Annotated in this window: 18 protein-coding genes; 4 read left to right on the top strand and 14 right to left on the bottom strand. The window is 58.5% G+C overall.

The window, feature by feature from the left end; genetic code table 11:
• Window positions 1–9 precede the first annotated feature (9 nt).
• The 7 genes from gspM to gspG are packed head-to-tail and all read right to left on the bottom strand — an operon-like array spanning window position 10 to window position 4,752.
• Entirely contained in the window at window positions 10–597 is a 588-nt protein-coding gene (gspM, locus tag SWE17_RS08320; RefSeq protein ID WP_322992635.1) for a type II secretion system protein GspM, read from the bottom strand.
• A complete protein-coding gene (gene gspL / locus SWE17_RS08315; RefSeq protein ID WP_322992634.1) occupies window positions 594–1,826 on the bottom strand; it encodes a type II secretion system protein GspL in 1,233 nt (410 codons plus the stop codon). The genes gspM and gspL overlap by 4 nt, the downstream gene beginning before the upstream one ends.
• A gap of 12 nt (window positions 1,827–1,838) precedes the next feature.
• Entirely contained in the window at window positions 1,839–2,795 is a 957-nt protein-coding gene (gspK, locus tag SWE17_RS08310; RefSeq protein WP_322992633.1) for a type II secretion system minor pseudopilin GspK, read from the bottom strand.
• The gene (locus SWE17_RS08305; RefSeq protein ID WP_322992632.1) at window positions 2,792–3,487 is read right to left on the bottom strand and encodes a PulJ/GspJ family protein; all 696 of its coding nucleotides are present in this window, start codon (window positions 3,485–3,487) and stop codon (window positions 2,792–2,794) included. The genes gspK and SWE17_RS08305 overlap by 4 nt, the downstream gene beginning before the upstream one ends.
• Entirely contained in the window at window positions 3,487–3,861 is a 375-nt protein-coding gene (gspI, locus tag SWE17_RS08300; RefSeq protein WP_322992631.1) for a type II secretion system minor pseudopilin GspI, read from the bottom strand. Before gspI ends, SWE17_RS08305 begins: the two co-directional genes overlap by 1 nt.
• On the bottom strand, window positions 3,858–4,340 hold the full coding sequence (locus SWE17_RS08295; RefSeq protein ID WP_322992630.1) for a prepilin-type N-terminal cleavage/methylation domain-containing protein: 483 nt from the start codon (window positions 4,338–4,340) through the stop codon (window positions 3,858–3,860). Before SWE17_RS08295 ends, gspI begins: the two co-directional genes overlap by 4 nt.
• Entirely contained in the window at window positions 4,315–4,752 is a 438-nt protein-coding gene (gene gspG / locus SWE17_RS08290; protein WP_322992629.1) for a type II secretion system major pseudopilin GspG, read from the bottom strand. The genes SWE17_RS08295 and gspG overlap by 26 nt, the downstream gene beginning before the upstream one ends.
• A 21-nt stretch (window positions 4,753–4,773) precedes the next feature.
• Here gspG and SWE17_RS08285 point away from each other — a divergent pair, with 21 nt between their 5' ends.
• Window positions 4,774–5,250: a type II secretion system protein N gene (locus SWE17_RS08285; protein ID WP_322992628.1), complete on the top strand. Its 477-nt coding sequence runs from the start codon at window positions 4,774–4,776 to the stop codon at window positions 5,248–5,250.
• 9 nt (window positions 5,251–5,259) lie between these two features.
• Here SWE17_RS08285 and ilvA read toward each other — a convergent pair whose 3' ends face one another.
• The 4 genes from ilvA to SWE17_RS08265 all read right to left on the bottom strand — a co-directional run bounded on the left by ilvA (window position 5,260) and on the right by SWE17_RS08265 (window position 11,101).
• Window positions 5,260–6,837 carry a threonine ammonia-lyase, biosynthetic gene (ilvA, locus tag SWE17_RS08280; RefSeq protein WP_322992627.1) on the bottom strand — a complete coding sequence of 526 codons (1,578 nt, stop codon included), beginning with the start codon at window positions 6,835–6,837 and terminating at the stop codon, window positions 5,260–5,262.
• Between the two features lie 42 nt (window positions 6,838–6,879).
• The gene (locus tag SWE17_RS08275; protein WP_322992626.1) at window positions 6,880–9,396 is read right to left on the bottom strand and encodes a TonB-dependent receptor domain-containing protein; all 2,517 of its coding nucleotides are present in this window, start codon (window positions 9,394–9,396) and stop codon (window positions 6,880–6,882) included.
• A 320-nt stretch (window positions 9,397–9,716) separates the two neighbouring features.
• The gene (locus SWE17_RS08270; RefSeq protein WP_322992625.1) at window positions 9,717–10,571 is read right to left on the bottom strand and encodes a DUF6279 family lipoprotein; all 855 of its coding nucleotides are present in this window, start codon (window positions 10,569–10,571) and stop codon (window positions 9,717–9,719) included.
• Entirely contained in the window at window positions 10,571–11,101 is a 531-nt protein-coding gene (locus tag SWE17_RS08265) for a proprotein convertase P-domain-containing protein (RefSeq protein WP_322992624.1), read from the bottom strand. The genes SWE17_RS08270 and SWE17_RS08265 overlap by 1 nt, the downstream gene beginning before the upstream one ends.
• A gap of 204 nt (window positions 11,102–11,305) precedes the next feature.
• On the opposite strand from SWE17_RS08265, the gene glmU reads away from it, so the two are divergent.
• Window positions 11,306–12,715, top strand: coding sequence for a bifunctional UDP-N-acetylglucosamine diphosphorylase/glucosamine-1-phosphate N-acetyltransferase GlmU (glmU, locus tag SWE17_RS08260; RefSeq protein WP_322992623.1), 1,410 nt, complete (start codon window positions 11,306–11,308; stop codon window positions 12,713–12,715).
• Between the two features lie 30 nt (window positions 12,716–12,745).
• Here the strand turns inward: glmU and SWE17_RS08255 are convergent, their stop codons facing one another.
• Together SWE17_RS08255 and SWE17_RS08250 are read right to left on the bottom strand one after the other, a co-directional pair.
• Window positions 12,746–13,558: an SDR family oxidoreductase gene (locus tag SWE17_RS08255; RefSeq protein WP_322992622.1), complete on the bottom strand. Its 813-nt coding sequence runs from the start codon at window positions 13,556–13,558 to the stop codon at window positions 12,746–12,748.
• Window positions 13,559–13,648: 90 nt separating this feature from the next.
• On the bottom strand, window positions 13,649–14,134 hold the full coding sequence (locus tag SWE17_RS08250; protein ID WP_322992621.1) for an Lrp/AsnC family transcriptional regulator: 486 nt from the start codon (window positions 14,132–14,134) through the stop codon (window positions 13,649–13,651).
• Between the two features lie 140 nt (window positions 14,135–14,274).
• On the opposite strand from SWE17_RS08250, the gene glmS reads away from it, so the two are divergent.
• Window positions 14,275–16,137, top strand: a complete 1,863-nt coding sequence (gene glmS, locus SWE17_RS08245) for a glutamine--fructose-6-phosphate transaminase (isomerizing) (protein WP_322992620.1) — start codon at window positions 14,275–14,277, stop codon at window positions 16,135–16,137.
• A 227-nt stretch (window positions 16,138–16,364) separates the two neighbouring features.
• Window positions 16,365–16,556: a hypothetical protein gene (locus SWE17_RS08240; RefSeq protein WP_322992619.1), complete on the top strand. Its 192-nt coding sequence runs from the start codon at window positions 16,365–16,367 to the stop codon at window positions 16,554–16,556.
• A 170-nt stretch (window positions 16,557–16,726) separates the two neighbouring features.
• On the opposite strand, the gene SWE17_RS08235 is transcribed toward SWE17_RS08240, so the two are convergent.
• Window positions 16,727–18,202, bottom strand: coding sequence for an amidase (locus tag SWE17_RS08235; RefSeq protein ID WP_322992618.1), 1,476 nt, complete (start codon window positions 18,200–18,202; stop codon window positions 16,727–16,729).
• Window positions 18,203–18,249 lie beyond the last annotated feature (47 nt).

The raw sequence follows: 18,249 nt of genomic DNA, 5'->3' as shown, positions 1-18,249 counted from the left end.
GTCTTTCGCTCAGGGCAAGCTCAGCAGCAAGCTGCCTTGCCAAAGGACCGGATGGCTTGCCAGCTCTGGCTTGTCAGTGGCGTTGGACGCAGAATTTGGCGCTTTGGGTTTCGCCGCCTCAGCGGGCGACCGCTGAAGTTGGGCTTGAACGGGCAGCGCTTGGGCGCGTTCACGCGCTTGTCCCAGCCAAGAGGCGAGCCGCTCAGGTGAGGTGTCAGCCAGCTGCACGCTCAAGCGCTCGCCTTGCAGTTGCCAACGGGTTTGTGCGCCCAGCTGGGTGGGAATGTTTTCTTCCAGCCAGCGTATGGCTTCGGCGCGCGTGACAGCTATGGGTTTTTTCAAGGTTTGGGCTTGCGCTTGCAGCTGCTGCATTTGTTGTGATGTGGCGTCCAGTGATGCTTGGCGCGCAGGTGCTTCATGCCAAGTGCGCAAAGCCGGCGCCAGTGCCCCACTCCAAAGGGCAGCTGCGAGCACAAGCCAAACGGCGATGCGCATCAGCTGCTGTTCTCGTGCTGAGCGTTGTTGCCAAGCTTGGTGAAATGCAGTGCGCAGCCCCGCAAACAGTGAAGCACTGGCCTCGGTCATGGGTGTGCTCATGGCTTCCCCTCCTGAGGTCGCATGACCCAGCTGGTGCCATCGGCACGCCATTGGTAACCGAGCTTGTTCAGGGCTTGGGTGATGGTGTTTTGCTCGCTGGCACCGACCTTCAAGTCTTGGATGTGCAGCTGTCCAGTTTGGTATCGCCAAGCGCTTGGGGTGGCCATGTGGGCTGGCTGCGCCTGCCCCCATGCGGCCAGCATGGCCTCCAAGTCTTGCGGTGCCAATTGGCCAGAGTCCTGGCGTAAACGAGCCACTTCTTTGGCCATTTGAACAGGGGCGTCCACCACCACACGGGTTTGTGGAAAAGTCTCTTGAAGCATTTGGCTCCAACTTTGTTGTTGGTTTTTCCAATCAGTCCGTGTTTTCCAAGCCCATGCATTCAAGCCCACGATCTGTGTGGCCAGCAGCATCCAGAGGCCCCAACGCACAGGACGCCAGGCGTTGTGGTGCCAAAAATGACTGGCAACACGCTGCATGTGTTTGAAGCTGCGGTTTTGGGCGTTGGCTTGAAAGTCGAATTGCGCCAAATCCCAGCCACTGGCCAGGGCACTCAACCAGTGCTGATGCGGTGCCACCAACCGGGCTTGCCGCCCCAAACGCTGTGAAATCAAGGCCACCACGGCGGGTTCAGCCTGTAAATCGGCCAGTTTGTCGTCTTGGGCCCCCAAACCCTGACCATCGGCGCTCAGGGCGCTCAAAGGCATGCCCCAGACGCCTCGCTCGGCCTGGCTGCTCCACAGCCAGCCTTGTTCGGTATCACCCAGCGCGTGCAAATGAAGGATTTCGGATGTCGGTGCGAATTCGGGCACGATGCGGTGCACATTCAGACCCGAGGCTTCCAAGGCCTGCAAGTGGGCGCTCAGCCATTCACGGTCACACACCGCTACCCAGGGTTGCGCGGTGCGTTGCCAATCCGGGGCCAAAGCCATGTGCAAGGTGGTGGGGTCGTCCAGAAGACGGTCTTCCAACAGACCCTGCAAGGCTGCTTGGCGTCTGGCCGTTGGTTTATTAAGACCAGCAGGCATCGTCACGCGGTGCCACGACAAGGCTTGAGCAGGCAGCAGCGCCACCACATCGGTTTGCCGATCTGCCGAGGGGAGCAAAGCGGCCGCTGACCACTTCACAGTGCAGACTGCCTCAGGCGTGTCGGTATGCACCTCGGCATAAGGATAGACCGTGTTGTGTGTGGGCGAACCCAAGGGTAGCTGAACAATCAAAGTACGCATGGCGCTTTCATTTTAGGGGGCGCGCGTGACAAGCACCGGGCTGCGCAAACGCCAGACCATATGGACTTGATTGCCTTCACGTTTCACCAGCAATTGCTCGACTTGCACCACATCGTCGATGCGCATGCGGCCTGTCACTTCAAAGTACCGGGTTTGGACGGCGTGTTGTTCGCTTTGCAAATATTGACCCGCTGGCCCCATGGCTTGCCGGGCCGCATCCAAGGAAGCCCAGTGCCCTCGCTCACGCAGAGACACCCATTGGCGTGCGGTGGCCAAGTCAACCCCTGGCAAACTGGCCATCAAGACCTCCGCTGGGGCCGTGTTTAAATTCACGGGAGTGGCCTCGGGCAACAACGTGATGAAGTTGTTCAGCGCTGCCAAAGTGCTGGGGCTCAGACCCAGCCAAACCAATTGATGGGTTTGCTGAGGCATCAACGCAGTCGATGTGGGTGCACCGCCTGTTGACTTGCTGGCCGCAGCCGCAGCTTGGAGCTGTCGAGCCATGGTTTGCAACTCTTGTAAAGGCAAGTTCAGCCGCTCAAACAAACGCCCAAAACGCTGAAGGGCCGGCAGGGAAATTTGGCCGTTTTCAAGCAGGTTCATTACGTTAAGTCTCGACTGCGCATCGCTGATTTGACCTGACAAAAAAACTTCGGCATCGCCCTCACGCCATTGCTGGTCTTGGGACAAGAAGGTGGACAGTTTGGACTCTTGTACAGGCAAGGCCCACGGCTCACCCAAATGGTCGACCCCCGCGCCTTGGGCAGAAAGCGCGTCTTCGCGCAAGATCAAGCGGGTCCAGTCCAGGGCGCCCGTCATCATCCAGGCGGTTTGGCTGCGGCCACGTTCTGCGCTCTCGATTTCGACCTGCCGCCACTGTTGCCACAAGGCAGCCGATGCGATGGTGGCCACCAAAGTGACGGTGAGCATGGCCGTCAGCAGTGCTGCGCCTCGTTCTGTGCGCCTCATGACTTCGGCCCTGAAAACGTGGGTCTGATCCAGTCGAGGGTGATGGGCCCGCCTTTCCCAGAAGCGATGGGCGAAGAAGCCGACAAGTTCAAGACCAAGCGCACCCCATCTGGCACGGCCCCAAGAGTCGGTTGACTGGGTTTCAGCGCGCCATTGGGGGTGACGATGTCACTGGACAAGGGGTTGGCCCAGCTGCCGCCCCGGTGGACAAAGATTTGCCAGCCCTGCAAAGGGTGAATTTGGGTTTGCCCGGCCTGCGTGCTGTCGTCAGGCGTCTGCCCCCATTGGGCGGCCAGACGCCATGCTGCTTGCCAGTCGCTGACTTTTTGGAGGGGCAGGGATTGCCAGCGTTGCCACTGACCACCGTTGCCGTTGGTGGGGTTGCTTCGCCAAGTCCAGGCCACCACTTGCACATCGTTGGCCGTGGCAGTGCGCCGAGTCAGGCGCAACACCTGACCATCCCAGTCCCAAGCAGGGGTACCCGTCAGTTCGGTCATCTGGTCCAGGTCGACTTGCCATTGGGCCAAACCCGCTTGCAAGGTGCGAATTTGGTCACTGCGTTGTTGCAAACCCGATTGGGTGCGCAGCATGCCATCGATCCCGCGCCAAGCCATCAGGGTCATCAAGGCCATGACACCGATGGCCACCAGCACTTCGATCAATGTGAAGCCGCGGTTGTGAGATGTCTGCATCAGTTGCGCCCCATCACGGTGGACAGCTGCAACACGTAGTCGCCTTGGGTCAAGACCCGCGCGTCGACACGTCTGAAGTTGGGGTTTGGTGTGGGTCGCACCGACAGTTCCACTTGCAGGGGCTGGCCCGCCTGAACGCATGTCACCACGCTATTGCCGTTGTCAGGCAGTTGCCTTAAGAGGCGCAAACGGATCAGTTCATTTTCGGCGCAAATTTGACCCAAGAGGCTCGTGCTCTGCCGCTCGGCATTGCGGCTTAAAGAGCCCGTGGCTTTCAAGCCAGCGAGCAAAGCCACAGCCGTGATGCTGAGGGCCACCAAGACCTCGATCAAGGTGAAGCCGCGAGTCCCGACCCAGCCAATGCGTCGTTTCAAGGCCGCCGCTCCAGAGGGGGTAAATGGTTTTGAACCACAAAAGGACGCAGGCCGTCGGTGGTCACCCATAAGCTTGCAGGTGAACTTTGCGCATTGTTTGGCGCACCAATTAACGCCACAGTTTGGGGGCCGATCATGGGCTCAGGGCCTAAGATGATCGGGGCATTGACCGAAGCCCGGGTCCTGTCGCTTAGCCATTCGGAGGGCCATGTCTGCCCCGGCAAGCCGCTGAATTCAAAGCCTGAAGGCGTGGGCTGCCATTGGGCGGCGACGCCACTGGCTCTGGCCTGAGCCCTTGCGGCTTCCAGCAAGCTGGCCAGTCGCTGGGCATCGCGTGCCAATGCACTTTGGGCGTTGTCGCGCAGCGACAGACTCACCCCTGCGGTGGCCACAGCGATCAAGGCCACCACCACCAGCAACTCCAGCAGCGTGAAACCTGTGGCTGACAGTGGCTTACTGCCAGCTGCCAACGTCCGCATTGTTGCCCTCACCACCGGCTTGTCCGTCAGCGCCAAACGAAAGCACGTCCACTTCCCCCTTGATGCCTGGGTTCATGTATTGGTAAGCGCGTCCCCATGGGTCGTTGGGCAGTTTGTCCAGATAAGGTTTCCAGTTGCCTGGTACCGGCTCGGTGGTGGGTTTCAGAATGAGGGCGTTCAGGCCCTGCTCACCGCTTGGGAAACGCTGGTTGTCCAGTTTGTAGAGCTTGAGCGCTTGCATCAAATTGCCCACATCGGTTCGGGCGGCGGTTGTGCGCGCGTCGTCGGCACGGCCCAGCACATTGGGCACGATCATGGCGGCCAATACGCCAATGATGGCCAGCACCACCATCAGTTCAATCAAGGTAAAACCGCGTTGGCGGCGGGTATGGGCGTGGTTGTTGGTATGCATGTCGTAGATCATAATCTGCGCATGTTACGCATTCAAACTTCTTCTGGACCTTATCATTGGGCCGTCAAATCCCTCACTGGGCTGGTGTGGTTTTTGGCTGCGGGTGCTGCTGTGGTTTGGACCCTGAAGTTTCCGGTGCAGACGGTTGGGATGCCCGTCACCGTGGCACAGGCGCCTGCTGTGCAGACGGGCGCACAGTTGTCGGCCGATGTCGCTCGGTCGCTGGGTCATAGGACGGCTTCTCCCAGTGCCCCGCTGGCTGCTGATTTGCGCTTTCAGCTGCTGGGTGTCATCGCTGGTGGTTCAGGCTCAGGCAGTGCGTTGATCTCGGTCGGCGGCTTGCCACCCAAAGCTTTCAAAGTTGGCCAGACCATCACCGAAGGTGTGGTGCTCCAGCGCTTGCAGGCCCGGCGTGCCGAATTGGGGACTGAGCCCAATGGTCAAGCGCAATGGACGCTTGAGTTACCAGCCAACGCTGCGGGTCTGCCGTCTAATTAAGGCCCGGTCTCAGGCCCGCAAGAACAAGCGATACACCGGGTTGTGGGTTTCTTCTGCGAAGGGGTAACCCAAGGTCTGTAAGAACTTGTCAAAGACTTTGTCGTCCTTGGGCGGCACCTGCAAGCCCACCAGAATGCGTCCGTAATCCGCGCCCTGGTTGCGGTAATGGAAGAGGCTGATGTTCCAGCCCGGACGCATGAGGCTCAAAAACTTGAGCAAAGCACCGGGGCGCTCGGGGAACTCAAAGCGCAACAGGCGTTCATCTTGCGACAGCGCCGAGTGCCCGCCCACCATGTGCCGGATGTGTTCTTTGGCCAGCTCGTCGTGCGTCAGGTCAATCGCCTTGAACTTTTGCTTGTTGAATTTGTCCGTGATTTTGGTGCTCTCGCCTTTGCCGTGCGTGCTCAGGCCCAGAAAAACATGGGCCCGGTCGGAGTCGCTCATGCGGTAGTTGAACTCTGTCACATTGCGCGGACCACCTGGCAAACTGCCAATCAGCTCCAAAAAGCGCTTGAAGCTGCCGCGTTCTTCCGGAATGGTCACGGCAAACAAGGCTTCTTTTTCTTCGCCCACATCGGCACGCTCGGCCACAAAGCGCAAACGGTCAAAGTTCATGTTGGCACCGCACAAGATCGCCGCATAGGTCTGGCCTCTGGTCTTGTGCTTGGCCACGTACTGTTTGATGGCGGCAACGGCCAATGCACCCGCAGGCTCCACGATGGAGCGCGTGTCCACAAAGACATCTTTGATGGCCGCGCACACCGCATCGGTGTCCACCGTCATGTACTCGTCCACCAAATTGCTGGCCACGCGGAAGGTTTCTTCGCCCACGAGCTTCACGGCGGTGCCGTCCGAAAACAAGCCCACATCGGTCAGAGTCAGTCGTTTTTTGGCGGCGACCGACTGCATCATGGCGTTCGAGTCGTTCATTTGCACGCCGATCACCTTCACGTCCGGGCGCACGGCTTTGATGTAGTTGGCCACGCCACTGATCAGGCCGCCGCCGCCAATGGCCACGAACACCGCATCAAGCGGGCCTTGGTGTTGGCTCAGCATTTCCATGGCGATGGTGCCTTGGCCCGCGATGACATCAGGGTCGTCAAAGGGGTGAACAAAAGTCAGCCCTTGCTTTTTTTGCAAAGTCAGCGCGTGGTTGTAGGCGTCTGAATAGCTGTCGCCAAATAAAACCACATCGCCACCAAAACCCTTGACCGCGTCAATTTTGACCTGAGGGGTGGTGGTGGGCATGACGATGATGGCGCGCGTACCCAGTCGGCTGGCGCTGAGCGCCACGCCTTGCGCGTGGTTACCCGCGGAGGCGCAAATCACACCTTTTTTGAGCTGTTCGGCTGTGAGGTGGGCCATCTTGTTGTAGGCGCCGCGCAGCTTGAAACTGTGAACGGGTTGCTGGTCTTCACGCTTTAACAACACTTGGTTGCCCAAGCGGCGCGACAGGTTGGGAGCTAGCTCCAAAGCCGACTCGGTGGCCACGTCATACACGCGGGCATTGAGAATTTTGATCAGGTAATCGGCGGGGCTGAGTTTGGAGGTGGTCATGTCGGCAGTTTGGCAGGCCTGAGTAGGCAAGAGGCGATGCTTTGATCATATCGCGCTGTTCTTGCGCTTTCTTTAGAACTTGATGTCCATGGCCAGCCTGACGGTACGACCATAGTAGTCGTCATACCGAGTGTCAGCCAAGGTAGAGCCAAGGTAAGGGCTGTTGTAGCGAACTGGCGGTGTCTTATTGGTCAAATTGGCAATGTGCACTCGCAAGCTGATGCCTTGCGTGAACTTGTAGGTTCCCGACAGATCCAGTGTCCAGTGTCCAGGGACTCGGTGCTCGAATCGCGGCGCAGCGTCAAGTCCTTGGCTGTCGATCAACGCTTGCATGATCTCGTTGTTGCCAGAGTGGTAATTGACAAGCGCGGTGATACCGAAATTTTTGGATTCGAGAGATGATGTGACACGAATCAGGTTGCGGGCTGTGACCGTCCCAGTGGCTGTGTCGTAGTTCGCCAAATTGGAGACAGGGTCCTGACCCGGAAATGTACTGCGCCTGGATTCCAGGTTGTAAGTGCCCTCAAGCCCAAGCCACACACGCCCCCAGCTGACAGGCCAGCGGTGACGCAACTGGTAATCAATGCCTGATTTGGCCATGGTGCCCTGATTCAGGGGCGTGATGATGTTGCGATTTTTTCCAGTGCCGTTGTAATTCGTCGTGAAATAAAGGGCTTTGAGCGCGGGGTCGTTGAATATCTGTCTGGTTGTCCAGGTTCCAAAGACGTCACGCACGTCCAGTGCCCAGTAATCCACGCTCACGCTCAGCTGCTGCGTGGGTTGCCACAAAACGCCCAGGCTCCACTGGCGAGATTTTTCGGGTTCTAAGTTCGGGTTGCCAAAGGAGAAGTTATCGGTCGTAGTGGTGCTGCTGTAAATGGCGTAGTTGCTGGGGTTGGTTTGCGCGAGTGTGGGAGCGCGAAAGCCGGTGCCTTTGCTGATGCGCAAATGAGTGTTGCTTGCAACTTCCCACTTGGCCCCAAGTTTGCCCGTCAAGACGTTGCCAAAGTCACTGTAGCGTTCTGTTCGTAAACTCGACACAAGTTCAAGTCGATCAAAAAGGGGCAACTGCAGTTCCAGTGCTGCACCATTGTTGGTGCGCTTGAATGGATAGTCTTCAGGGTTGGTAGCCTTCTCATTGATCAGCTGAGATTGAGTACTGAAAAGTACTGTACCCAATTTGATCTCTCCCCAATCGGTTTCGCCGATGGTCCGAGAGGCCTGCAATTGTGTGTCTTGCAGGCGGGTCCGGTACTCTTGAAATATGGTGGGCTCGGCAAATCGCGCTCTGATTTTTGCCCAAGTCGCGTCGGAGTATGTGGCCGGGTCTTGTTGACGCTCAGCTTCGGTCAAGATGGTCCCCCAATTGCTGCCATTGGTGAAGCCACCTGTGTTGATCGTTTTGAAGTGATTTTCTGCGCGGGTATGACTGATGGTGTACTGCCAGTTGTGCCATTCGCCGCGCAAGCCGACCACCGCTCGGTGGTTGTTTTGTCTCTCTTCGGCAAACCCGGGGTTGAATGATTCCGCATCGTAGAGAATGCTGGCGTTGCTTGGTCTTCCGTTGACGATGCGGCGGTAAGCGCTCAGTTGCTGCTGGTAGCCCACTTCAGAAAATACGGCTAGCGAGGCGTCGATTTGCTTTTCAAAGGCCATCCACAAGTTTGTGTTGTCGTAAGCAGGGTAGAGGTAGGTCTCACGCAACTGGCTTTTTTGACACTGGTAGGGTGTTGGCCATGTCGCAGCCCTGCGTGTGATGCTGTAGTCGAACCCCCCAGGGCATAGCGCAGGGTTGGTGCTGTTGCTCAGCAGCTGTGCAGGCGCGTTGTGAGGAAACATGTTCTGGGGCACGAAATACACCGGATTGCCCTGAGAGTCTTGTCCGTAAAGCTGCGTTCGCAGATCGGTATAAGCGCGGTCACGCATACGCACCGGGTCGGTGTGTGACTTTTCCAAATGCATGGACACGGCATAGCCGTCTAAATCTAACTTGCCTTGGCCCCAGCTGATGCCTGCACTGTGGCCATCCCCCGCACCTGACGTGCTCAGCTTTTCGGCACTCAAACTCAGTCCAGGCGCTTGCTTCAATGTGATCAGGTTGACAACACCCGCGATCGCATCGCTGCCGTAAATGGAAGAGGCCCCATCGGTCAAAATTCCTACCCGCTCAATGGCGCGCAGAGGCACCATCGACAAATCCACAGCTGTGCGGTCCACCTGGGCGCGTTGTTTGGCAAATGAAGGTGCTCTGCGGCCGTTGATCAAGACCAGCGTGCCCGCTTCATATCCGTGGATGGCGGCGGAGCGGTAGCCTCCTTGGCCAGAGATGTTGGTGCCGCCTGCTTCTGTGAATGAGTGCATGGACGACAGTCCCTGAATCAATTCGGGCACCGACTGCACGCCCATACGCTCGATTTCTTTGCGGTCTATGACGCGCACGGGCAAAGCTTCTCTGCTGCGTGGGTTGATCACGCTAGAGCCGGTGATCTCGACCCGTTCGAATTGTCGGTATTCAGGTACCTTGTCTAAGATGGTGATTTGGTATTGGGCCAAAATAGGAGCGCTGAAAAGCAAAGCCCCTCCAGCCATAAACATTGCCGACCAATGAGACCTTAAAGCTCTTGGTTTTTGAAAATTGAGGCAGCATAAGTAGGGAGCCGTGTGCATAAATCTCTCCTTGAGACCGATGTTTGACACAGGTCTTTTAGTCGAAAAGTATTACACAATTATGAGTTTTATAGTACTCAATTGTTTTCGGGCAAAAAAATGCCCCAAGTCTTGCGACTTGGGGCAAATCCACCTTTTCAGAGGGTGGAGGAGACAATGGGTGCATGCAAAAAAGCACGCTTGTTCGTAATTGTACGTGGTTTTTGCTGCAATGCAACAAAAACCACGTCGACGACTCTTCTTCAGGGCCTCGACTTGACCAAGTCTTTGATGTCTCTCTCGTAAGTCCGCAATCGGCGAATGGCCTGTTGACGCTGCTCGTGTGAAGCTGAGTTGTGCAGTTGGGCCAAGTTCTCGCATGCGCGTTGCGACAAGCTTTGAACCACCGCCCGCTGTCCAGCTTCAGGCGGCTTCAGCCAACGTTGCCAAACACCCCAAAGTTGCGCTTCGGTTTCGGTTTGTGACAGTTTGTTTTGGCTGATGCCTTGCAGGGTGGACAGCAAATCTTGTTGCCTGCGCTGGCGATCTTGCCTGCCCCATTCGGCTGTCCAGGGTGACTGAGCCAACTGTGCCTTGACCAAGTTGAATTGGGCGGGCGTCAACTCGCCATAGAAAGAGCGGTAGCGCTCGAGGGTTTTGTCCAGACGACGCTCAAGCCGTTCGCTGGCGCTGCCCTGCAGCCATTCTTTTTCCCAATCTTCGTTTTGACTCTCCCAACGGCGTGCGATGTGGCTCAGCTGCTTAGGACCCAGCGCCATGGCAACAGGTGCGGCCTGCACCACCGCTTCACGCATGAGGACGTCTAGTCGAATTTGAACATCCGCCCATACGCGGCAGACTTGTTCGGTTTGAACCGGTCCAGCAGACAAAGCTTGAACGCGTTGCAGCAGATCGGCATACGCAGGCAACTCCTCACTGCGGTGCCATTGGTGAAGGTGATCAAGTGCTTGTTTGGTCGACGCAGTTTGAGTTCTGTTGAAGGACACCGTGCTGTCCAACCACCAATAAGACAAGGTGGGCAGTTGCTGATAACCCAGCTTGATAGCGCTGCAGCCTTGCAAAAGCAACAGCGCGAGGAGCGGGATCCAGGCGCGCATCATGTTGTGCCTGAAATGCTGATGCGCCATTGAATCAGATGACCAATGACCCCCAATTGCTGATCCTTGACATTGAGCGTCCAATTTCCGCGGGTGGCAGTCGGTGTCACCAAGGTCAAAAGATCAATGCGCTGAAGCTTGCCGGGTACTGAACCGCAGGCTGAACCGCTGCCGTTCCAGTCTGCAGGGGGCGTGAGTGTAAGAGGAGCGCTGAAACCAGGTGAGCTGATGGTCCAGGTCAAGTCCCTGGGCCGTGGATGGTCCAAGCAGATCTCGACCGTAGCGGAAGAGATGTTTCGCAAGCTGCAATTTTGGTTGTCCCAGCGCACCGATATACCCGTGCCGTCATTGTCCGCAATCTCCCTGCCGGATGTGGCGGGGTGTGCGGCCCACAAGATGTTGGAGTCGCAGCTGGTAGCGCTGGGTTGAGTCGAGGTTGTCGTTGGGGGGGGGCTGCCACCGCCTCCGCCACAGCTGGCCAAAAATGCGGTCAGGGTAAGAAAGAGGCCAGTCCAGAGGGTTGATCGCATGCAAGGGTTCTCAGAAAGGGGTTGGCCAATACCCGGTCAAGGGATGAGGTGCGGGCAGTGGAGGCCCGGTGGTGTGTCATTGTGTACTGTTTGCAAAAACCGTCAGATCATTCCGCCCATCGGTGACGTGCTTCGGTGCAGAGTCTGGAGATAATTCAGCCCTGAACGCTCGCCCGAACTTGGGAAAGCCAAAGAAAGAGAACCATGAGTCTGAAAGCCCCGCTTCCTGTCGATGTCGTCGTGATGGCCGCTGGCAAAGGCACCCGCATGAAAAGCCGATTGCCCAAAGTGTTGCAGCGCCTGGCTGGAGTGCCCCTTGTGCAACATGTGCTGAACACGGCCGCACAGTTGAACGCACGCTCGGCCGTGGTCATCACCGGACACGGTGCTGAACAGGTTGAGCCGCTGTTGCTGGCCCCCGGCCAGGCTTTGGCCGTGCAATGCGTGCGCCAAGAGCCGCAGCTGGGCACAGGGCACGCCGTGCAGCAGGCCGTTCCCGCGCTGGCCGACGATGGCGTGGTGGTGATTTTGTCGGGTGATGTGCCTTTGACCCAAGCGGGCACCTTGCAAGCTCTGATCGAGCAGTGCGGCGGCCATAAGTTGGCGCTGCTGACCATCGACTTTGCCGACCCGATGGGTTATGGCCGCATCGTGCGCCAAGGCGAACAGGTACAAGCCATCGTCGAGCACAAAGACGCGACCGAGGCGCAGCGCCAAATCCAAGAGGTGTACAGCGGCATCATGGCCGTGCCCGCCAATCAGCTCAAAGGCTGGCTGAGCCGCATTGACAACCAAAACGCCCAGGGGGAGTACTACCTGACCGATGTGGTCAAGTTGGCCGTGGCCGACGGTGTGTCCGTGGTGGCACACAAAATAACGGATGCACTGCAAGTCGCGGGCATCAACAGCCCCGTGCAATTGGCCGAGTTGGAACGTGCCCACCAGTTGCGCCAGGCGCATCACCTGATGGAAAAAGGCGTGCGCTTGAAAGACCCTGCACGCTTTGATCTGCGTGGCCAGCTCGATTGCGCGCAAGACGTCGAGATCGACGTGAACTGCATTTTTGAAGGCCGTGTGTCATTGGGCGAAGACGTGAAGATCGGCGCCAACTGCGTGCTGGCCAACTGCACCATCGCGGCGGGTGCGGTTATTCACCCCTTCACCCACATCGACGGCGAAAAACTCGGCGTGTCGGTGGGTGAGGGCGCCCTGATCGGCCCATTTGCTCGTCTGCGACCTGGCGCACAGCTGGGGGCCGAAGTGCACATTGGCAACTTTGTCGAGGTCAAAAACTCCACCCTGGCCAAAGGCGCCAAAGCCAACCATCTGGCCTATTTGGGCGACGCCACAGTGGGTGAACGGGTGAACTACGGTGCGGGCAGCATCACCGCCAACTATGACGGCGCCAACAAACACCGCACCGTGATCGAGGCGGATGTGCACATTGGCAGCAACTGCGTGTTGGTCGCCCCGATCACCATTGGCGCAGGTGGCACAGTGGGCGGTGGATCAACTTTGACCAAGACCACCGAACCGGGCTCGCTCAGCGTGGCCCGCGGCAAGCAGGTCAGCATTGCCAACTGGAAGCGCCCCCAAAAGCTGCCCAAGGACTGAAGCCAGGGTTTGCAGGCCGCAGCGCTGGCTTCAGTGGGGCTGATTGGACTGTTTAAGGGCAGCAAAGGCCAAGCGATCGACCAGCGACGGCGCGATCAGCTTGAGCCAGCGGCCCACATGGCCAAGCGGGCTCATGATCACATCGCGCTGGCGTTGCTCGGTGCCCTGCAAGATTTTGCGGGCACACACGTCCACGGGCATTGCTTTGTCTTCGCTCAGGCCGCTGGAACCTGCAGGCTGGCCTTGGGCGTTGTAGCCACGGCGGCGGATGTCGGTGGCCACCACGCCCGGGTAGGCAATGGTGACCGACACCCCGTCTGACAGCAGCTCGGTGCGCAGCGCTTCCAGAAAACCGTTCATCGCAAACTTGCTGGCGCAGTAAGCCGTGCGTCCTGGCACCCCAGCCAGGCCAGCGAGCGACGAGACACCAACCAGCCGACCGCGTGAGGCTTTCAGGTGCGGCAGCGCCGCATGTGTGCACCAAACGGTGCCCCACAGGTTCACGCGCATCAGGTCTTCGTACCAGCCCAGGTGCGAGGCATCCACCTCCTGCAGCAGGGCGTGGGCCGAGACGCCCGCGTTGTTGATCAGGGTGTCGATGCGGCCGAACTGTTGCACAGCGCGGTCGATCAAAGCCTGGCAATCGGCTTGCACGCCCACGTCGGTCGGCACGCACAGCACCTGCGCGCCATGTTGGCGGCAGGCATTGGCCGCCGCTTCGAGCTTGCTGGCCTGGCGGGCCGCCAGCACCAGCGCCACGGCGGCCCCTTTTGTGCGGGCTAGCTGCGTGGTCAGTTCAGCCCCAATGCCTTCGGATGCGCCTGTGATGACGATCACTTCCATGTCTGTTCTCCTGGTGTTGGCCTTGCCGAAAATGCGCAGTCACTGCTCATGCAGGGATTCTTTCACGCTTGGGCTGTTCATGCGGAACTTCTACCGCAGCAAGGGCCAAGTCGTCGTGAACTTGGCCCGTTTGGTCGCAAAGAAGGCTTTGACATTGCGCACATTGGCGTCTTGCGTGAACAGCGTCTGACTGATGGCCAAGTAGTGCGGCATGTCGCGGGCCTGCACCACCAGCATGAAGTCGGGCCCGGGCGACACGCGCCAGCATTGCTGCACCGCATCGTGCGCCACGGCGCGGGATTCAAAGGCGTCCAGGTGTTCGCTGCCCTGTTTGTCGAGTGACACTTCAACCAGTGCCGTGAGGCCATGGCCCAAGGTCGCGGCGAGCCGGTTGGTACTGAGCACAGCCACCTGCCGCTCGACCCAGCCGCCTTCCACCAAGCGCTTGACGCGGCGCAAGCAGGTCGGGGGCGAGACATTGACCTTTTCGGCCAGCGCCACATTGCTCAGGCTGGCGTCGCGCTGCAGGCTGTCGAGCAGTTGCAGGTCAATGGCGTCGAGTTCTTTGTATTCCATAAAAATAATTTTAATGAAATTAAATTCCATTCAGGGTAATTGGTGAAATAAAAAACCGAAATATACTGAAAATTGATCTGATATTTTAATTTAGTGTGCTTACCATCGCTGCCATTCCCTTTTTTTTTAGGAGCCCCTTCATGTGTGGCATCGTCGGCGCAGTTTCTTCCCGCAACATCGTTCCCATCCTCGTTCAAGGCCTGCAACGGCTCGAATACCGGGGCTATGACTCCTGCGGCGTGGCCGTGCACGCGGCCAGCCTGAGCGGCGGCACGGGCGGCCTGCAACGCGCCCGCAGCACCTCGCGGGTGGCCGAGTTGATGGACCAGGTGAACGCCGACCACATCGAAGGCGGCACGGGTATTGCCCACACCCGCTGGGCCACGCACGGTGCACCTGCTGTGCACAACGCACACCCGCACTTCAGCCACGGCACAGGCGCGGCAGACGCCAAGCCGGGCAAGGTTGCCCTGGTGCACAACGGCATCATCGAAAACCACGAAGAACTGCGCGCCGCCCTGCAAGCCAAGGGCTATGTGTTTTTGAGCCAAACCGACACCGAAGTCATCGCCCACCTGGTGGACAGCGTGTACGACGGCGATATTTTTGAGGCCGTCAAAACTGCCATCCGACAACTGCACGGCGCCTACGCCATTGCCGTGTTCCACAAAGACGAGCCCCAGCGCGTGATCGGTGCCCGCGCAGGTTCGCCACTGATTCTGGGTGTGGGCCAGGGCGAAACATTCCTAGCGAGCGACGCGATGGCGCTGGCGGGTGTGACCGACCAAATCGTGTACCTGGAAGAGGGCGATGTGGTCGACATCCAGCTGGGCAAATACTGGGTGGTGGATCGCGACCACAAGGCCGTGACCCGCACCGTGAAAACCGTGCGCGCCCACAGCGGCGCGGCAGAACTTGGGCCGTACCGCCACTACATGCAAAAGGAAATCTTCGAGCAGCCCCGCGCCATTGCCGACACGCTCGAAGGTGTGGAGGGCATCACGCCCGAGCTGTTCGGCGACGGCGCCTACAGCACCTTCAAGGCCATCGACAACGTGCTGATCCTGGCTTGCGGCACCAGCTACTACAGCGGCTGCGTGGCCAAGTACTGGATCGAAGCCATTGCCAAAGTGCCTTGTCAGGTCGAGATCGCCAGCGAATACCGCTACCGCGAATCCGTGCCTAACCCCAACACGCTGATCGTCACCATCACCCAAAGCGGCGAGACCGCCGACACACTGGCCGCGCTGCGTCACGCGCAAAGCCTGGGCATGACGCAAACGCTCACCATTTGCAACGTGTCTACCAGCGCCATGGTGCGCGAATGCAAACACGCCTATGTGACCCGCGCCGGGGCCGAGATCGGCGTAGCCTCCACCAAGGCCTTCACCACCCAACTGGCCGGACTGTTTTTGTTGACGCTGGCGCTGGCGCAGACCAAAGTGCGCCTGAGTGACGAAGAGGAAGCCGCGCACATCAAAGCCATGCGCCACTTGCCCGCCGCGCTGCAAGCCGTGCTGGCGCTGGAGCCGCAAATCATCAGCTGGGCCGAAGAATTCGCCAGCAAAGAAAACGCACTGTTCTTGGGAAGGGGCACGCACTACCCCATCGCCCTCGAAGGCGCGCTCAAACTCAAAGAGATCACCTACATCCATGCCGAGGCCTACGCCGCAGGTGAGCTGAAACACGGCCCGTTGGCTTTGGTGACCAGCGCCATGCCTGTGGTCACCGTAGCCCCCAACGACCAACTGCTGGAAAAGCTCAAGAGCAACATGCAAGAAGTGCGCGCCCGTGGCGGCGTGCTTTATGTGCTGGCCGACGGCGGCACAAAAATAGAAAGCAGCGAAGGCGTAAACGTCATTCGCATGCCTGAGCATTACGGTGTGCTCTCACCCATCTTGCATGTGGTGCCCTTGCAGCTGCTGAGTTATCACACGGCATGTGCGCGGGGGACGGATGTGGATAAGCCGAGGAATTTGGCGAAGTCGGTCACTGTGGAGTAATTCCGTTTTTGGGTATTCCGGAGTCTTATTTTCGCGTCCGCTTTCAGACGGTACTGACTACTATGGCTCAAGTAGCTACGGTCACTGCACTACTAGCCTCTTCGGCAAGCATCGTTAAGGTCACGGGGGTAATAAGTTCGTTCGGTGTAATTCGACTTTAATGGTGCATTGCTCAGCTAGCCCGAACAAGATTCACGAAAAGTAAATAATAGAAAAAGGACAACGCAATGGAAATAATCTTCTTTGTTGCAGTCGTTTTTATTGGTTTGGTCTTGCGATCAAATTTTCAAAATATTAAATGGCACAGCAGTGAAATTGATGATCTTGAGAGAAGGCTAAAAATTCTTGAGCAAAAACTAGAAGAAAAGATGGCCACAAAATCCGACCTCTACAACCTAGAACAAAAAATCACAAAGTAATTACCACAGTCACCACCTTAGAGTTCGGGGACTGCGGGTACCCCCCCGTTTTGCACTGAAGCGAGAATTAGAACGCCTATGGCGCCATGGCCAGTCGCTGCTTTGGGATTATGCCGCCCAAGGCCATATTCGGGCGGTGGTGATTGTATTTTCACATCACTTCCACTGGGTCAATACAGACTGACGTGAACCCCAGGTCTGCGCCCATCGTTCCACTTGCCTCCCAGCGCCCGCTCGATCTGCGCGGCCAATTGGAGCAGCAAGCCGTCATTCGCTTGGCGTGCTTGGGCCTGGATGCCTAGTGGCAGCCCGTTGTCTTGCGTGGCCATGGGCAGTGAGATGCCGGGAATGCCGCACAGGTTGGACAGTGGGGTGTAGGCAAAGTTTTGCCAGAGATTTTCGAACCAGTCGTACACCGAAGGGTTGTCGCTGATCGTCAGGTATTCGGTGGTGCCCAGCTTGGGCGTGGGCAGCGCGGTGATGGGCGTGAGGATGATGTCCCAGTTTTCGAAGAACTCGCCAAAGCCGCGCGACGTGGTGTTGAACACGGCCTGCATGCGGGCGCGTTCGGCGTAGCTGGTTTTGAGGCCTTCCTCCCAGATCTTGATGTTGATCGGCTCCACCAAGTCTGCAGGTGGTCGCTCCAGCCCTAGGGGCTTGATCAGGTTGGTGATGGTCTGCGCAAAGTTGCTGATGTAGCAGGTGGTCTGCGCCGCAAAGGCGGCTTCCAGGTCCACTTGGGGCAGTGCCCATTCCACGTGGTGACCCAGACTCTCCAAAAAGCGCCCTGCCTTTTCGAGCTCGGCCACAAAGTGCGGCACGGCCCGGTAGTGGCCCCACTCGTGCGACAAGGCGATGCGCAGTCGCCCCGGATCGCGCTGGATGAGTGTGCTGTAAGGCTCAGGCGCAGACCAATAAGGCATGAACTCGCCCGGTGCGCCGCCACGGCAGTGGTCCACAAACGCGGCGGTGTCGCGCACGGTGCGGCTCTGGCAGCCTTGGGTCGACACAAAGCCGGTGATGTCGGAAGCGCCAGGCGCGATCGAGAACACACCACGCGAGGCCTTGAGGCCGATGTTGCCGGTGAAGCCCGCCGGGATGCGGATCGAGCCACCGCCGTCGGTGGCGTGGGACAAGGGTAATACGCCCGCTGCCAAAGCCGCAGCAGTGCCCGCCGACGAGCCGCAGGTGGTGTATTCCAGATCCCAGGGGTTGCGGGTCACGTACACGGCCGGGTTCTCGGCCGAGCTGCACACACCAAACTCGGGCGTGGTGGTGCGGCCGATCACGTTGAGTCCAGCTTGTTTGATGCGCCCGGCCAGGTAGCTGTCGGCGCAGGCCCGGTTGCCGCGCATCAAGAGAGAGCCCATCTCTTGCAAGCGGCCTTTAAGCGTGGGCCCCAGGTCTTTCATGAGGTAGGGCACGCCCGCAAATGGACCGTCGGGGTTCATGCCGTCGCCTGTGGGGTTGTTCACCAAGTCGTCAAACACTTCGACCACGGCGCTGAGCGTGGGGTTGACCAAGGCAATGGCAGCCGCTGTTTGGCGGGCCAGCTCTGTGGGCGTCAACTCGCCGCGCTTGACCCGCTCGGCCAGGCCGACCGCATCGTGACTGGCCCATTCATCCCAACCCATGACGAGTGACATAGCTGTTTGCCTTTGTGTTTGGTTCAATGTGGGTAAATTAAATCAGA

Source organism: Limnohabitans sp. (assembly GCF_034680285.1).
Taxonomy (GTDB): Bacteria; Pseudomonadota; Gammaproteobacteria; order Burkholderiales; family Burkholderiaceae_C; genus Limnohabitans_A.
This window is presented reverse-complemented; position numbering and strand designations above follow the sequence as displayed.

What these genes read in the sequence shown, in the direction of transcription:
- SWE17_RS08270 (WP_322992625.1), bottom strand. Translation starts at nt 10,571, where the DNA reads ATGCGCGCCTGGATCCCGCTCCTCGCGCTGTTGCTTTTGCAAGGCTGC.
- SWE17_RS08285 (WP_322992628.1), top strand. Translation starts at nt 4,774, where the DNA reads ATGTTACGCATTCAAACTTCTTCTGGACCTTATCATTGGGCCGTCAAA.
- SWE17_RS08265 (WP_322992624.1), bottom strand. Translation starts at nt 11,101, where the DNA reads ATGCGATCAACCCTCTGGACTGGCCTCTTTCTTACCCTGACCGCATTT.
- SWE17_RS08250 (WP_322992621.1), bottom strand. Translation starts at nt 14,134, where the DNA reads ATGGAATACAAAGAACTCGACGCCATTGACCTGCAACTGCTCGACAGC.
- SWE17_RS08275 (WP_322992626.1), bottom strand. Translation starts at nt 9,396, where the DNA reads ATGGCTGGAGGGGCTTTGCTTTTCAGCGCTCCTATTTTGGCCCAATAC.
- glmU (WP_322992623.1), top strand. Translation starts at nt 11,306, where the DNA reads ATGAGTCTGAAAGCCCCGCTTCCTGTCGATGTCGTCGTGATGGCCGCT.
- SWE17_RS08305 (WP_322992632.1), bottom strand. Translation starts at nt 3,487, where the DNA reads ATGCAGACATCTCACAACCGCGGCTTCACATTGATCGAAGTGCTGGTG.
- SWE17_RS08295 (WP_322992630.1), bottom strand. Translation starts at nt 4,340, where the DNA reads ATGCGGACGTTGGCAGCTGGCAGTAAGCCACTGTCAGCCACAGGTTTC.
- SWE17_RS08255 (WP_322992622.1), bottom strand. Translation starts at nt 13,558, where the DNA reads ATGGAAGTGATCGTCATCACAGGCGCATCCGAAGGCATTGGGGCTGAA.
- gspK (WP_322992633.1), bottom strand. Translation starts at nt 2,795, where the DNA reads ATGAGGCGCACAGAACGAGGCGCAGCACTGCTGACGGCCATGCTCACC.
- SWE17_RS08240 (WP_322992619.1), top strand. Translation starts at nt 16,365, where the DNA reads ATGGAAATAATCTTCTTTGTTGCAGTCGTTTTTATTGGTTTGGTCTTG.
- glmS (WP_322992620.1), top strand. Translation starts at nt 14,275, where the DNA reads ATGTGTGGCATCGTCGGCGCAGTTTCTTCCCGCAACATCGTTCCCATC.
- SWE17_RS08235 (WP_322992618.1), bottom strand. Translation starts at nt 18,202, where the DNA reads ATGTCACTCGTCATGGGTTGGGATGAATGGGCCAGTCACGATGCGGTC.
- gspG (WP_322992629.1), bottom strand. Translation starts at nt 4,752, where the DNA reads ATGCATACCAACAACCACGCCCATACCCGCCGCCAACGCGGTTTTACC.
- gspL (WP_322992634.1), bottom strand. Translation starts at nt 1,826, where the DNA reads ATGCGTACTTTGATTGTTCAGCTACCCTTGGGTTCGCCCACACACAAC.
- gspM (WP_322992635.1), bottom strand. Translation starts at nt 597, where the DNA reads ATGAGCACACCCATGACCGAGGCCAGTGCTTCACTGTTTGCGGGGCTG.